Annotated in this window: 15 protein-coding genes; 2 read left to right on the top strand and 13 right to left on the bottom strand. The window is 67.8% G+C overall.

What is annotated here, in order from left to right:
- Positions 1-30: 30 nt before the first annotated feature.
- The 9 genes from ACFVJ5_RS18260 to ACFVJ5_RS18220 all read right to left on the bottom strand — a co-directional run bounded on the left by ACFVJ5_RS18260 (position 31) and on the right by ACFVJ5_RS18220 (position 10,384).
- A complete protein-coding gene (locus tag ACFVJ5_RS18260) occupies positions 31-336 on the bottom strand; it encodes a DUF2469 domain-containing protein (protein ID WP_011210678.1) in 306 nt (101 codons plus the stop codon).
- A gap of 46 nt (positions 337-382) precedes the next feature.
- Positions 383-1,087, bottom strand: coding sequence for a ribonuclease HII (locus tag ACFVJ5_RS18255; protein WP_378626378.1), 705 nt, complete (start codon positions 1,085-1,087; stop codon positions 383-385).
- Between the two features lie 136 nt (positions 1,088-1,223).
- A complete protein-coding gene (gene lepB, locus ACFVJ5_RS18250; RefSeq protein WP_379221450.1) occupies positions 1,224-1,988 on the bottom strand; it encodes a signal peptidase I in 765 nt (254 codons plus the stop codon).
- An 86-nt stretch (positions 1,989-2,074) separates the two neighbouring features.
- Positions 2,075-2,416 (bottom strand): 50S ribosomal protein L19, encoded by a 342-nt coding sequence (rplS, locus tag ACFVJ5_RS18245; RefSeq protein ID WP_062986944.1) that lies wholly within the window; start codon positions 2,414-2,416, stop codon positions 2,075-2,077.
- Between the two features lie 157 nt (positions 2,417-2,573).
- Positions 2,574-3,452 carry a hypothetical protein gene (locus ACFVJ5_RS18240; protein ID WP_379221448.1) on the bottom strand — a complete coding sequence of 293 codons (879 nt, stop codon included), beginning with the start codon at positions 3,450-3,452 and terminating at the stop codon, positions 2,574-2,576.
- Positions 3,453-3,480: 28 nt separating this feature from the next.
- Positions 3,481-5,862, bottom strand: coding sequence for a Tex family protein (locus ACFVJ5_RS18235; protein WP_379221446.1), 2,382 nt, complete (start codon positions 5,860-5,862; stop codon positions 3,481-3,483).
- Between the two features lie 47 nt (positions 5,863-5,909).
- Positions 5,910-7,079 (bottom strand): alpha/beta hydrolase family protein, encoded by a 1,170-nt coding sequence (locus ACFVJ5_RS18230; protein WP_379221444.1) that lies wholly within the window; start codon positions 7,077-7,079, stop codon positions 5,910-5,912.
- 78 nt (positions 7,080-7,157) lie between these two features.
- The gene (locus tag ACFVJ5_RS18225; protein WP_379221442.1) at positions 7,158-8,771 is read right to left on the bottom strand and encodes an AMP-binding protein; all 1,614 of its coding nucleotides are present in this window, start codon (positions 8,769-8,771) and stop codon (positions 7,158-7,160) included.
- Entirely contained in the window at positions 8,771-10,384 is a 1,614-nt protein-coding gene (locus tag ACFVJ5_RS18220; protein WP_379221440.1) for an AMP-binding protein, read from the bottom strand. The genes ACFVJ5_RS18225 and ACFVJ5_RS18220 overlap by 1 nt, the downstream gene beginning before the upstream one ends.
- A 96-nt stretch (positions 10,385-10,480) precedes the next feature.
- Between ACFVJ5_RS18220 and ACFVJ5_RS18215 the strand changes: the two genes are divergently transcribed.
- Together ACFVJ5_RS18215 and ACFVJ5_RS18210 are read left to right on the top strand one after the other, a co-directional pair.
- Positions 10,481-11,326: a LuxR C-terminal-related transcriptional regulator gene (locus ACFVJ5_RS18215; protein ID WP_379221438.1), complete on the top strand. Its 846-nt coding sequence runs from the start codon at positions 10,481-10,483 to the stop codon at positions 11,324-11,326.
- Between the two features lie 403 nt (positions 11,327-11,729).
- Positions 11,730-12,098, top strand: coding sequence for a VOC family protein (locus ACFVJ5_RS18210; RefSeq protein ID WP_101466458.1), 369 nt, complete (start codon positions 11,730-11,732; stop codon positions 12,096-12,098).
- A gap of 1 nt (position 12,099) precedes the next feature.
- On the opposite strand, the gene trmD is transcribed toward ACFVJ5_RS18210, so the two are convergent.
- The 4 genes from trmD to rpsP are packed head-to-tail and all read right to left on the bottom strand — an operon-like array spanning position 12,100 to position 13,985.
- Positions 12,100-12,777, bottom strand: coding sequence for a tRNA (guanosine(37)-N1)-methyltransferase TrmD (gene trmD, locus ACFVJ5_RS18205; RefSeq protein ID WP_379221436.1), 678 nt, complete (start codon positions 12,775-12,777; stop codon positions 12,100-12,102).
- A 3-nt stretch (positions 12,778-12,780) separates the two neighbouring features.
- Entirely contained in the window at positions 12,781-13,305 is a 525-nt protein-coding gene (rimM, locus tag ACFVJ5_RS18200; protein WP_379221434.1) for a ribosome maturation factor RimM, read from the bottom strand.
- Entirely contained in the window at positions 13,306-13,548 is a 243-nt protein-coding gene (locus ACFVJ5_RS18195) for an RNA-binding protein (protein WP_056811833.1), read from the bottom strand.
- Positions 13,548-13,985, bottom strand: coding sequence for a 30S ribosomal protein S16 (rpsP, locus tag ACFVJ5_RS18190; protein WP_266291542.1), 438 nt, complete (start codon positions 13,983-13,985; stop codon positions 13,548-13,550). The genes ACFVJ5_RS18195 and rpsP overlap by 1 nt, the downstream gene beginning before the upstream one ends.
- Positions 13,986-14,183 lie beyond the last annotated feature (198 nt).

Here is a 14,183-nt window from a genome sequence, read left to right as displayed (position 1 = left end):
TCCTGTGGATAACCGCGCCCCTGTGGACAACTACTCCGGCAGACGCAGGTCCGGCTTCTCCAGCTCCTCGATGTTCACGTCCTTGAACGTGATCACCCGAACGTGCTTGACGAACCGTGCCGGGCGGTACATATCCCACACCCACGCATCGCTCATCCGCACTTCGAAATACACCTCGCCGTCGGCGTTCTGCGGACGCAGTTCGACAGAATTGGCCAGGTAGAAGCGCCGTTCGGTCTCCACCACGTACGAGAACTGGCCGACGATGTCCTTGTACTCGCGGTACAACGACAGTTCCATCTCGGTTTCGTACTTCTCGAGGTCCTCAGCACTCATCGGGTGGGACGTCCTCCTGCTAGCAGCGCCGCGTTCATTGGAGACATCATCGCGCATGTGCCGCGCGAGTAGCCACTCGGCTACCTCCGGGCACCTCGAGCTCGCGCACATTACGCCAGGAACGGCGGTGTTCTGTGCTCGGTCCGAGCTGCCGTAGGGCGGCGGTGTGCTCGGGCGTGTTGTAGCCCTTGTGCGCGGCGAAACCGTAGCCGGGGAGCTGCGCGTCGAGCTCGACCATCATCCGGTCTCTGGTCACCTTCGCCAGGATGCTCGCGGCCGCGATGCAGGCGGCCGTGCCGTCGCCGCCGATCACCGGCAGGGACGGTGCGGGCAGGCCGGGGACCTTGAATCCGTCGGTCAGGATGTAGCCGGGGGTGCGTTCGAGGCCGACCACGGCTCGGCGCATGCCCTCGATATTGGCGACGTGGATGCCGATCGAGTCGATCTCCCACGCGGGCACCACCACGACGCTCCAGGCCAGCGACAACCGCTGAACCACCGGGAACAGCTCCTCACGAGCCGCCTCCGTGAGTTTCTTGGAGTCGTCGAGCCCGGCGAGCTTGTCGTAGGCCTTGGGCGCCAGCAGGCACGCGGCGACCACCAGCGGGCCCGCGCAGGGTCCGCGCCCCGCCTCGTCGACACCGGCCACCGGCGCGAGGCCACCGCGCACGAGCGCGGCCTCGAGCGTGCGTAATCCCGCCGCCCGGCGCATCACCATCCGCGGCGGCCAGCTGGTCCGATCCTGCCCCACAGTTCGATTGTCCCGTCGCGTCAGTTCGCCTGGGTGTTCCGGGTGCGCGTTCGCCCCGGAACACCCCTCCTCAACGTGTCAGTTCTCTTGCGCGTTCTGGGTCTTCACTGGGCCCAGAACACTCGTCCTCATCGCGTTAGTTCTCTTGCGCATTCTGGGTCTTCACTGGGCCCATCCGGCTCGGCGGCCAGATCTTGAACACCGTTTTGCCGCGGACGTTGTCCACCGGCACGGTGCCCTGCAGATCGTCGCTGACGTGGGCGCGCGAATCAGCCGACTCGTTGCGGTTGTCGCCCATCACCCACAGATTGCCCTCCGGCACCTTCACCGGACCGAACACCCGACCGGCCGGGTACACAGCGTTGGGACGATCGGTGAACCAGGGGTAGTCCTTCTTGATGTACGGCTCGTCGAGCGGTTTGCCGTCCACCATGACGCGTCCCTGTGGATCGCAGCACTGCACGGTCTGCCCGCCGACCGCGATGACACGCTTGACCAGATCGTTCTCGTCCGGCGGGACCAGCCCGAAGTAGGACAGGAAGTTCTGCAGACCGCGCACGACGGTGTTGTCCGAACGCACCGACTTGTAGTGCCCGTTCCACGACGGCGGTCCGACGAAGACCACCACGTCGCCCGGTCCGGGTTCGGAGCCGTAATAGCTGATCTTCTGGACGTAGATGCGATCACCGATCAGCAGCGTGTTCTCCATCGACTGCGAGGGGATCACATACGGCCGACCGACGAAAGTCACCATCAGCGCGGCGATCACAGCCGCGATCACGACGAGTATCGGCAACTCCTGCCAGAACGGGCGCTGCTTCTTGTCGCCGCGCTTTTTTCTGCGCCGCCCACCTTCGTCGCCCGAATCGGACACCGACACCGACTCACTTTCGTCTGCCACGCCGAACAGAGTAGCCCGGCACCCTGACGTGAGTCGGGTACCGGGCTACCTGAAGAAATCTGGTACTGCCAAGTGCTACTGCGAGATCAGCGCTTTTCCTTGATCTTGGCAGCCTTGCCGCGCAGGTCGCGCAGGTAGTACAGCTTGGCGCGACGCACGTCACCGCGGGTCACGACATCGATGTGGTCGATGTTGGGGCTGTGCACGGGGAAGGTGCGCTCGACACCGACGCCGAAGGACACCTTGCGGACCGTGAAGGTCTCGCCGATGCCGCCGCCGTGACGCCGGATCACGACGCCCTTGAAGACCTGGATGCGCTCCTTCGAGCCTTCGATGACCTTCACGTGCACGTTCAGGGTGTCGCCCGGACGGAAGTTGGGGACATCGCTACGCAGCGACTTCTCGTCGACGAAATCAAGGGTGTTCATTTTCCACCTTTTCGGATTCTTTGCGTGAACAGAGGAACCTGGCGGCACTCGCGCGCTCGACCGGTTCATGCTCAGAACAGGAGTGCTCTCGGACATGACTCGTCCAAGGCAACCGGTTCATTGTGCCAGACCGGATCGCCCTGATCGAAATCGGGCCTCACTGCTCGTCGGTCTGGTCGGCTCGACGACGCGGCAGCAGGTGCGGATGCGGCGGCGGCGCTGAGGGCGCCGGGACAACGGTACGCGCCAACTCCGCCTCGGCGGCCGTGCGCGCGTGCTCGACGTCGGGCTTGCCCGCGATGAGGTCCTGGATGAAGATCTTCGCGCGGATGACCGGGCGACGATAGCGCCGCTCCCGCGCGACCGCCCGGTTCATGGTCTTGGGCCGGTGACCGTAGCGCCAGCGCGCCCACGGGGCGCCGGGCCTGCTCAACCGCACCGCGCCGACCAGCAGCAGCGGCGTGAAGAACATGCCGAACAGCCCGGTCCAGATCTTGCCCTTGGCGATCACGATCGCGGCGAGCACCAGATTCACCGTGATCGTGATCGCCACCCCGACCCGCACCCCGACACCGCGCGATGCCCGGAAGTCGTCGTAGTCCAGAAACGTCGCCGGTTGGACACCGAGCAGGAGCAGACCGGTCACCGCGAAGGCGACGAAGACGGCGTCCACCGAGGTTCGGCCCTGCTCGGACCAGTAGACGTCACGGAGATAGAAGATCAGCGCGAATTCGTCGAGTACCAGCGCGGCGCCGATCCCGAAGATCGCGGCCAGCACGCTCGAGGTGACCTGGGTGGAGTCCTCGGCGGTGGCGATCAGCCCGATGCCCGACAGCAGCACGGTGATCACACCGAACACCATGTGGTGGATGTGGGTGTCGCCGGCTTTCACATTGCCCGGCCACCAGCGCACATTGGCCCGGATCATCCGCACACTCACCCGGATCACCACGAAGCCGAGGATGAACCCCAGCAGGAAACAGAGCAGGGGCAGGCGGCCGTGCGCGATCACCTCTTCCTCGAGCCACCGTCGCATGCCGCCCGCCCTGTCTTCGAGTTGCTACCTACTTGTTGCCGAAACCAGCCGCGCGCAGGGCGTCTGCCATCGAACCGGTCGGTGCCCCAGCCTGCTTGCGCTGGTTACCGCCGCCGTTGCTCTGACGCCCCTGTCCCTGGTTGCGGGCAGGTGCCGGACCACGACCGCCTTGCTGTCCACGACCTTGACCCCGCGGCGCACCACCTCCACGATTGTCCCCCTGCGCGGGCTTGCCCGGCTCGTCATCGAGCCGCAGGGTGAGTCCGATCCGCTGGCGGGCGACGTCGACCTCGAGAACCTTCACCTTCACCACGTCACCGGATTTCACCACTTCGCGCGGATCCTTGACGAAGGTGTGCGACAGCGCCGACACGTGCACGAGACCGTCCTGATGGACGCCGACATCGACGAACGCGCCGAACGCGGCCACATTCGTCACGACGCCCTCGAGCACCATCCCTGGCTTCAGGTCGGCGACTTTCTCGATGCCCGCGGCGAATTCGGCGGTCTTGAATTCCGGACGCGGGTCGAGGCCCGGCTTCTCCAGCTCGGCGATGATGTCACTCACGGTGGGCACACCGAACTTCTCGTCGGTGAAGTCGCCGGGCTTCAACGCGCGCAGGGTGCCGGTGTTGCCGATGACCTCGGCCATCTCCCGGCCTGTGTGCTCGAGAATGCGGCGCACCACCGGGTAGGCCTCGGGGTGCACGGCGGAGGTGTCCAGCGGGTCGACACCGCCGCGGATGCGCAGGAAGCCCGCGCACTGTTCGAAAGCCTTCGGCCCCAGGCGCGGAACCTCGAGCAGGGCCTTGCGGCTGTTGAAGGGCCCGTTCTGATCACGGTGGACCACAATGCTTTCCGCCACCGACGAGGAAACACCCGACACGCGCGAGAGCAGCGGCACCGAGGCCGTGTTCACATCGACCCCGACCGCGTTCACCGCGTCTTCGACGACCGCGCCCAGCGAGCGCGCGAGCAGCGTCTCGGACACGTCGTGCTGGTACTGGCCGACGCCGATCGACTTGGGATCGATCTTCACCAGTTCGGCCAGCGGGTCCTGCAGACGCCGGGCGATGGAGACCGCGCCGCGCAGCGACACGTCCATGTCGGGCAATTCGGCCGAGGCGTAGGCCGACGCGGAATACACGGAGGCGCCCGCCTCCGACACCACGATCTTGGTCGGCTTGTTCTCAGGGATCCGCGAGATCAGTTCCACCGCAAGGGCATCGGTTTCGCGCGAGGCGGTGCCGTTGCCGATGGCGATGAGCTCCACGTTGAACCGGGCGACGAGCGCGGCCAGCACCGCGAGGGACTTCTCGGTCTGCCCCTGCGGCTTGTGCGGGTAGATGACCTCGGTCGCGACCGCCTTGCCGGTGGCGTCGACGACGGCGACCTTCACGCCGGTGCGGTAACCGGGGTCGAGGCCCATGGTGGTGCGGGTGCCCGCGGGCGCGGCGAGCAGCAGGTCGCGCAGGTTCGCGGCGAACACGTCGACCGCGTCCTTCTCCGCCGCCTGGCGCAACCGCATCCTGGTGTCGATACCCAGGCTCACGGCGAGCTTGGTGCGCCAGGCCCAGCGAACGGTGTCGAGCAGCCAGGAATCGGCCGGACGGCCCTTGTCGGCGATGCCGAAGGCGACCGCGATGCGGCCCTCGTAGAGGGTGCGCTCGCCGGGTGCCGGTTCGTCGGTGTCGGCTTCGAGATGCAGCGTGAGCATCTCCTCTTTCTCCCCGCGCAGCAGCGCCAGGATCCGGTGCGAGGGCAGCTTGTGGAAGGGCTCGCTGAACTCGAAGTAGTCGGAGAACTTGGCCCCCGCCTCCTCCTTGCCCGCGCGGACCGTCGAGGTGATCCGGCCGCGGTTCCACATCAGCTCACGCAGCTCACCGACCAGGTCGGCGTCTTCGGCGAAGCGTTCGACCAGGATCGAGCGGGCGCCGTCGAGCTGTTCGGCGGTGTAGGCGGCCGGATCGGTGCTCGGGTCGCCGATCAGCGCGTCGGCCACCGGCTCGTGACCGGCTTCGCGCGCGATCTGTGCCTTGGTGCGGCGCTTGGGCTTGTACGGCAGGTAGATGTCTTCCAGGCGCGCCTTGGTCTCGGCGAGCATGAGCTGCGAGTGCAGGGCGGGATCGAGTTTGCCCTGGCCGCGAATGGATTCGATGATCGCGCCGCGGCGCTCGTCGAGCTCACGCAGATACCCGAGCCGTTCCTCGAGCTGGCGCAACTGGGCATCGTCGAGGCCGTCGGTGACCTCCTTGCGGTAGCGCGCGATGAACGGAACCGTGGAACCACCGTCGAGCAGTTCGACGGCGGCGCGGACCTGGGTCTCGCGCACCCCCAGTTCATCGGCGATCCGCCTGCCTACGCTGGCGATGGTGGTCGTGCTGTCGGCGATCTCGGGCGCTGTCGTCACAGCCGCAGAGACTACAGCTCATGACCGACACCTCGCTGGCACCCAGGTCAGCGGATTGCCCGCACCTCGGGTTCGGTGATCGGACGATCCAGCACGGTGTCGGTGCGCTCGCGCAGGAATTTGTCGAACATCGCCGCGACGTAGCCCCGCACGAGCGACGCCATGCGATCCGGGTCGATGGCGCCGATGTAGGTCGACGCGGCGGGCCGCGCGAGGGCGGGCACCAGCGACGGCATATCAGTGAAGTCGTAGTGGGCCGAATCCGCTATGGCCAGATGACGTTTCCAGCCGGTGGCCCGCTGCCAGAACGCGTCGAGGGACGGATTCGCATCACCGACTTCCTCGATCTGATCGCTGGTCAAGACCAGGGTGGGCCGGTCGACGCCCTCGGTCACCGCGCGGCCGAGTGCCTCGTCCACACCGATCTGTCCGTCCATGTCGACGGCCGCGTCGATGCGACGGTCCTCGTGCATGGCCTCGACGGCGGCGTACCCGCCCGACGAATGTCCGACCGCGCCGATCCGGTCCAGGTCGAGCACCCGATCCAGATCGGCGGGTAGGGGGTCGGATTCGGCATCGGGGTTGGCCCCCGCGGTTAGCCCGGCGAGGGAGTCGAGAACGAACCGGAGATCGAGCAGCCGTGCGGCGATGTACTTTTCGCGGATTTCGGTGTCGAAGCCGTTGGGCGCCGGGGCGGGCCGCACGAGCCGTCCGCCGGGGAACTCGACCACGGGACCGGATTCGTAGGTGTGATCGACAGTCACCACCACGTATCCGCGCGAGGCCAGGTCCTCGGCGAGGCCGGTGCCGAGGATGCGCGAGACACCGCCGCCGGGTGTGTACAGCACGACCGGATAGGTGCTCGCGGCCTGTGCCGGCGCCTCCCGGTAGGCGTGGGTCAGCGCGCCGGGGAGCTCGATCCCGAGCTCTTTCTCGAGTCCCGGGATCAGCTCCGTCGACGCGTAATGTGCTCGCGGGTACCGGTGTACCTCGGTCGCCGGATAGAACACCGACACCATCAGTTCCCTGGACCGATCCGGTTGGAACGGGTCCTGACGGGCGGCGTCGACCAGATGCAGCGTCGTGGAACCGACGGGCAGGGCCCCACTGGGGCTGGGGAGAACCCCGACACCGCCCGGTCCCGCGTCGGCGCCACCCGCACTCGTCGCGACCAGCGCGCAGACCGACATCGACACGACCGCTGCCCTACGGAACACAGTCTCCCCCATCATCATTCGCAACCAGGCCACCCACCTGTCGCGAACACGCTAGCAAGAACCAGCAGCGCCCGAGATTCAGCCGAGGATCTCCCTCGCGAGTTCGCGCATCTCGGCCTTGCGGACCTTGCCGGTGACCGTCATCGGGAACTCGTCGACCACGTGCACATAGCGCGGGATCTTGTAGTGGGCGAGGCGACCGGCGCAGAACGTGCGCACAGCGTCGGCGTCGAGGGGCGTCGCGCCCTCGCGCAGCCGGAGCCAGACCATCAGCTCCTCACCGTATTTGGCGTCGGGGACACCGATGACCTGGGCATCGACGATATCGGGGTGGGTGTAGAGGAACTCCTCGATCTCGCGGGGGTAGATGTTCTCGCCGCCGCGGATCACCATGTCCTTGATCCGGCCGGTGACCGCGAGGTAGCCGTCGGCGTCCATGACGCCGATGTCGCCGGTGTGCATCCAGCGGGCGGCGTCGATCGCCTCGGCGGTCTTGTCGGGTTGTTCCCAGTACCCGAGCATCACCGAGTAGCCGCGGGTGCACAGTTCGCCCGGTTCGCCGCGCGCCACGGTGTGCCCGGTCTCCGGGTCGACCACCTTCACCTCGAGGTGCGGGCCGACCCGGCCGACGGTGGCGGTGCGGCGGTCGATGCTGTCGTCACGGCGGGTCTGGGTGGACACCGGCGAGGTCTCGGTCATGCCGTAGCAGATGGCGACCTCGCTCATCCCCAGCTGATCGATCACCCGTTTCATCACCTCGACCGGGCACGGTGAGCCCGCCATGATGCCGGTGCGCAGGCTCGACAGGTCATAGTCGGCGCCGGAGTCGAGTTCGGCCAGCATCGCGATGAACATCGTCGGGACGCCGTAGAGCGAGGTGCAGCGTTCCGCGGCGACGGCGGCCAGCGCCGCGGCCGGATCGAACGACGGCGCCGGGATCACCGCGGCCGCACCGTGGGAGGTGACCGCGAGATTGCCCATCACCATGCCGAAACAGTGGTAGTACGGAACCGGGATGCAGACCCGGTCGGCCTCGGTGTATCCGCACAGCTCGCCGACGAAGAACCCGTTGTTGAGGATGTTGTGGTGACTCAGCGTCGCGCCCTTCGGGAAGCCTGTTGTGCCCGAGGTGTATTGGATGTTGATCGGGTCGTCGGCCGACAGTGTCTCGGCGATCGCGCCCAGCCGTTCGCTGTCCGGCACGGTCTCGGCCACCTGCCGCCACGGCTCGGTGCCGAGGATCAACACCTGTTCCAGGGCCGGACAATTCGGCCGGACCTGCTCGATCATCGCGACGTAGTCCGAGGATTTGAACTCCGATGCGGCGATCAGCGTGCGCACCCCGGCCTGGACGAGAACGTATTCGAGTTCGCTGGTGCGGTAGGCGGGGTTGATATTGACCAGGATGGCGCCGATCTTCGCGGTGGCGTACTGCACGAGAAACCATTCCGCGCAGTTGGGCGCCCAGATACCGACCCGGTCACCGGGTTCGATGCCGTGCGCGGCGAGGCCGGTCGCGACGGCGTCGACGGCGGCACCCACCTCGCGGTAGGTCCAGCGCCGACCCGTCGGGCAGTCGATGAGCGCGTCACGCGTCGGATGGGCCGCGACGGCGCGGTCCAGGTTCGCGCCGATGGTGTCACCGAGCAGCGCGACGTCGGCGGGACCGCAGCTGTAACTGAGTTCGGACATCAGCGGATCTCCTTGCCGCGCAGCAGGAACCGCTGCACTTTGCCACTCGGCGTCTTGGGCAGACTGTCCACGAAGTGGACCTTTCTCGGATAGGCGTGGGCGGCGAACTCGTCCTTGACCAGCTGCTGCAGTTCGACGGCCAGCTCTGCGCCGCCCTCGATGCCGGTGCGTGGCACCACGAAGGCCTCCAGCACCTCGCCGCGCAGCTCGTCGGGCATCCCGACCACAGCGGCCTCGGCGACCTGCTCGTGCATGACCAGCACACTCTCGACCTCGAACGGGCCGATCCGGTAGCCCGCCATGATGATCACGTCGTCGTCGCGGGAGCTGAAGCGGAAACAGCCGTCGGTGTCGCGGGAGCCGACGTCACCGGTCAGATACCAGCGTCCGTCGGCGGTGAACCGGCTCGCGGTGCGCTCCGGATCGTCGAGGTAACCGAGGAACCAGAGCAGCGGGCTGTGGTGGGTGTCGATGGCGACCCGGCCGATCTCACCGGGCGCTGCCTCGGTGTCGGCGTCCTCGGCGAGGACCGCACAGGACCACCCGGGGAGCTGCCTGCCCATCGAACCGGGCGGGACGGCCGTGTCGAGGGCGGGGTGCCACGCGTGGCAGATCACCATGCCGTGCTCGGTCTGGCCGTAGTGGTCCCGCACCGGCACCCCGAGTGTCCGCTGCGACCAGGCCACCACGTCCGGGGTCAACGGCTCGCCCGCCGACGACGCCCGGCGCAGGGCGAAGCCGTCCGGAACCGGGGCGCTGTCGGCGCGCAACGCCCGATAGACGGTCGGCGCGGCGGCGAAGTTGGTGACGCCGAAGCGCTGCAACACGCCCCAGGTGAGTGGCGCCGAGAACCCCGCGTGCAGCAGCAGGCTGCGCACACCGGTGGCCAGCGGGGCCAGGATCGCGTAGTAGAGGCCGTACGCCCAGCCCGGATCGGCCGCGTTCCAGTAGACGTCCTCGGGGCGCACATCCAGGGCGAACTCCTGGTAGGCGTGGAACGACGCCAGCGCGCGCACCGGGATCGGCACGCCCTTGGGGGTGCCGGTGGTGCCGCTGGTGAACAGCTGCACCAGCAGGCCGTCGCCACCGACCGCCACCGGCCGCGCACGCGGGTCGTCGGGTCGGTACCCGTCGAGCAGATCGTCGAAGCGCAGCGCGCCGGGGATGTCGGTGTCGCCGGCGACGATCGTCCGGTAGTCGGCCGGCGCGAGTTTCGGCGCCTGGTCGACATCGGCGACAACGACCTTCGCGCGACTCGCGGTCAGCCGGAACTCGACGGCCGGTGGCGCGAACGCGGTGAACAACGGCACGTGCACCGCGCCGCGGCGCCAGATTCCCAGCAGCGCGACCACGAGCTCGACGGACTTCGCCATCAACGTCGCCACCCGGTCGCCGGGTTCGACGCCGAGTTCGGCCAGCGCGGCGGCGAACCGAGCCGAGCGCTCCCGCAGCTCACCGTAGGTCAGGTCGTAGGCGCGCAGATCGGACTCGATCACCGTGAACGCGATCTGCCCGGCCGGGTGCCGATCGCAGAGCAGATCGGCCGCACAGGCCTCCGGTCGGTCGTAGTGGTCGAGCAGGTCGCGCACCCGCACGTCCAGATCGGTAGTCATCGCAGCTTCTCCTCATCACCCGGGTATCGGCCACCGGGTCTGTCCTAGAATGTGGCATAGCTCACGTGCCCCACTACCCCCGAAAAGGGGTGATCCATGACTTCCCTGTTGCGCCCGCGCGACGGTGACGCGCTGCGCGCCGAGATCCGCTGGGTGGCGGGCCGGGCGAGCGTCCCGGTGGTGTTCGGCGGCGCGGTGGACGAGGACACCCTGCTGCTCACCGAGTTCGCCGGCACCGTCACCACGGGTCTGCGCGGGCTGTCGGTGCTGCGCACCTCCGGGCTCGGCGGGCAGGCCATGCAGTACCGCAGGCCCGCGTCGGTGGCCGACTATCGGGGCTCGTCCGCGATCACCCACCACTACGACGCCGCGGTCGTCGGCGAAGGGTTGCGGTCGGTGATGGCCGTGCCGGTGCTGGTCGCCGACCGACCCCGCGCCGTGCTGTACGCCGCCACTCGCGGCACGGGCCCACTCGGTGACCGCACCGCCGAGGTGATCCTGCAGGCGGGTAGGCGACTGGCCGCGGAGATCGCCGTCCGCGACGAGGTGGACCGGCGGGTCCGGCTGCTCGAGCTCGCGCCGCCGCTGACGACGACCACACCCGCGGCGACCGAGGAGTTGCGCGAGATCCATGCCGAGCTTCGCGCCCTCGCGACCGCCACGGGCGATCTCGCGCTGCGCGACCGGCTTTCCGGGGTGTGCGACCGACTGACCGGGGTGCTGACCGGCGAGTCCATCGGCGACGCGCCGCGGCTGTCGCGGCGGGAACTCGACGTGCTCGCCCAGATCGCCCTCGGCTGTACGAACCAGGAAGCGGCGCTTCGACTCTCGCTCGGCGCCGAGACCGTCAAGAGTTACCTGCGGCAGGCGATGAGCAAGCTGGATGCCGGCACCCGGCACGAGGCGGTGGCGCGGGCACGTCGGCACGGCCTGCTGCCCTGACTGCCACGACCCACGACCCCGTCAACTCCCGCGCCAAATGTGGGATATATCACCGCCATTCGGCCACCGGATCTGCCGCAATGCCCCCGGACCGACCGAGCGGACCGGCAAGGTCTCACACCGTGGGCGCGACACCTCCACGCGAACGTCACCGAGCGCGCACTCGGGCAGCGCCCGATTGCCAAGGGGCGCAGTGCCTGTACTGGGAACATCGGCGCGCAGCCCGTTCGGCCTCGTCGCGTCCGGCCCGACCGCGCCGACGGACGCCGGGGCCGAACCCGTTCCGGATGGAACCAGCAAGCCTCACTATGGACGATCGCACAAAGAACGACCTGGATGGATACCCAAATGTCTTTAGCGCAAAACAATCTCGGTGCCCGTTCGGCCCGGTAGCGTCGCTTCGATGACGGAGCCTTTTCAACTGGCCGGCCTCTCACTGGACTGTGACGACCCCGAGTCCCTCGCCCGCTTCTACCTCGGGCTGCTCGGTGGCCGTGTCCTGTGGAACGACGCGCACAGCGTCGGAATCCGTATCCCGTCGGGACTGACGGTCGCCGCGCAACGCGTCGAGGACTATTTTCCGCCGCAGTGGCCCGGCACGGCCGCGGTGCACCTGGACCTGGCCGCGGACGCCGACCTCGACCTGTGCGAACAGCATGCCCTCGCGATCGGCGCGAAACCCGCGCCGGTACAACCGGATCCGCGCTGGCGGGTACTACTCGACCCCGCCGGGCACCCGTTCTGTATCACCACCCGCGTAATCGCGGGATAGGTCAGGGCAGCAGATCGGGACGGCGCTGCGCCGTGCGTTCCAGTGACTGTTCGTGGCGCCACGCGGCGACCTTGGCGTGGTCGCCCGAGAGCAGGACCGGGGGCACGTCGAGGCCACGCCACGACACCGGCCGGGTGTAGCTGGGACCTTCGAGGAGTCCGTCGGAGAACGAATCCTCCTGGTGGGACTGCTGATTACCGAGCACGCCGGGGATCAGACGCACCACAGCCTCGGTCATCACGAGTACCGCGGCCTCGCCACCGATGAGCACATAGTCGCCGATGCTCACCTCTTCGACGCGGACGCGGCGGGCGGCATCGTCGAACACGCGCTGATCGATGCCCTCGTAGCGCCCGCAGGCGAACACGAGGTGCTTCTCGGTGGCCCAGCGCTGCGCGGTGGCCTGGGTGAACGGCACACCGGCCGGAGTGGGGACGACGAGCAGTGCGTCGTCGGGGCACACCTCGTCCAGGGCATCGCCCCAGACAGTGGGCTTCATGACCATGCCGGGACCGCCCCCGTAGGGCGAGTCGTCGACCGATTTGTGCACGTCATGCGTCCAGTGGCGCAGATCGTGCACGCCGATCGAGATCAAGCCCTTGTCGACGGCCTTGCCGAGCAGCGCGGTACGCAGCGGCTCGAGGTACTCCGGGAAGATCGTGACGACGTCGAGTTGCACGAATTACTCCGGATCGAGCAGGCCCTCGGGCGGCGTGATGACCACCAGTCCATCGGCGAGCGAAACCGTCGGCACGATGGCGGTGACAAAGGGAATGAGAATCTCGCGACCGTCGTCGGCGGCACGCACCGACAGCAGTTCGCCCGCGGCCGAATGCAGCACCTCGGTGACCGTGCCGACAGCGGTGCCGTCGGTGAACTCGACCCGCAGGCCTTCGAGTTCGTGGTCGTAGAAGGCGTCGTCATCCTCCGACGGCGGCAGCGAATCGCTGTCGACGACGAACAACGTGCCACGCAGGGCGTCGGCGGCGGTGCGATCGTCGATCCCGTCGACGAACACCAGAAGCCGGCCCGAGTGCTCTCGGGCCGACTTCACGGTGTAGTCACGGGTCGCCGAGGACTTCGGCATCCTGCCGCGCAATGTCGAGCCCGGCGCGAACCGGACGTCCGGCTCGTCGGTGCGAACATCGACGACGAGTTCACCGCGCACGCCGTGCGACTTGGCGACCCGACCTACGACGAGTTCCATCTAGGCGTCGGTATCGACCACGTCGACCCGGATCCCACGGCCGCCGATGCCGGCGACCAGGGTGCGCAGCGCGGTCGCGGTACGACCACCGCGCCCGATCACCTTGCCCAGGTCTTCAGGATGGACGTGTACCTCGACGGTGCGTCCACGACGTCCGGTGAGCAGCTCGACACGGACGTCGTCAGGGTTGGCGACGATGCCGCGAACCAGATGTTCGACGGCATCGGCAACAACAGCAGTCATTACTCGGCAGCCTCGGTGGCGGCTTCCTCAGCGGCAGCCTCGTCCTTCTTGGCGGCCTTCTTCTTCGGGGTGACGGCCTCGGTGGTGGGCGCGTTGTCGGCGGCGGCGAGCGCGGCGTTGAACAGGTCCAGCTTGGAGGTCTTCTCAGCCTTCACCTTCAGGGTGCCCTCGGTGCCCGGCAGGCCCTTGAACTTCTGCCAGTCGCCGGTGATCTCCAGCAGACGCTGCACCGACTCGGTCGGCTGCGCGCCGACGGACAGCCAGTACGCGACGCGCTCGGCGTCGATCTGGATCAGCGAAGGCTCTTCCTTCGGGTGGTACAGGCCGATGGACTCGATGGCCCGGCCGTCACGACGAGTACGGGCGTCGGCGACGACGACGCGGTACTGCGGGTTGCGGATCTTGCCGAGACGAGTGAGCTTGATCTTGACAGCCATGCTGTTCAGTCTTCTTTCAGTAGTTTGGTCACCACGCGATTCGGCGACCCGCATGGTCTGCGGGTCCGGTTTCGCGCATGTGTGCGTGACCGCCGCGCGGTACGTAACCGGAGACGGGCTGACACCTGTCCAGGAAGGACGAGGGTTCATTCTGCCAGACGACCCGCTGCGGCCGGAAATCGCCTCCGCTATCGCCGC

Source organism: Nocardia sp. NPDC127606, from assembly GCF_042671725.1.
GTDB lineage: Bacteria > Actinomycetota > Actinomycetes > Mycobacteriales > Mycobacteriaceae > Nocardia.
The sequence above is the reverse complement of the archived record's forward strand: the minus strand, read 5'-3'. Positions and strand labels throughout refer to the sequence as shown.

Excerpts from the sequence above, each read along its gene's own strand:
- ACFVJ5_RS18260 (WP_011210678.1), bottom strand. The coding sequence starts at position 336 with ATGAGTGCTGAGGACCTCGAGAAGTACGAAACCGAGATGGAACTGTCG.
- rplS (WP_062986944.1), bottom strand. The coding sequence starts at position 2,416 with ATGAACACCCTTGATTTCGTCGACGAGAAGTCGCTGCGTAGCGATGTC.
- ACFVJ5_RS18240 (WP_379221448.1), bottom strand. The coding sequence starts at position 3,452 with ATGCGACGGTGGCTCGAGGAAGAGGTGATCGCGCACGGCCGCCTGCCC.
- ACFVJ5_RS18225 (WP_379221442.1), bottom strand. The coding sequence starts at position 8,771 with ATGTCCGAACTCAGTTACAGCTGCGGTCCCGCCGACGTCGCGCTGCTC.
- ACFVJ5_RS18220 (WP_379221440.1), bottom strand. The coding sequence starts at position 10,384 with ATGACTACCGATCTGGACGTGCGGGTGCGCGACCTGCTCGACCACTAC.
- ACFVJ5_RS18215 (WP_379221438.1), top strand. The coding sequence starts at position 10,481 with ATGACTTCCCTGTTGCGCCCGCGCGACGGTGACGCGCTGCGCGCCGAG.
- ACFVJ5_RS18210 (WP_101466458.1), top strand. The coding sequence starts at position 11,730 with ATGACGGAGCCTTTTCAACTGGCCGGCCTCTCACTGGACTGTGACGAC.
- rimM (WP_379221434.1), bottom strand. The coding sequence starts at position 13,305 with ATGGAACTCGTCGTAGGTCGGGTCGCCAAGTCGCACGGCGTGCGCGGT.
- ACFVJ5_RS18195 (WP_056811833.1), bottom strand. The coding sequence starts at position 13,548 with ATGACTGCTGTTGTTGCCGATGCCGTCGAACATCTGGTTCGCGGCATC.
- rpsP (WP_266291542.1), bottom strand. The coding sequence starts at position 13,985 with ATGGCTGTCAAGATCAAGCTCACTCGTCTCGGCAAGATCCGCAACCCG.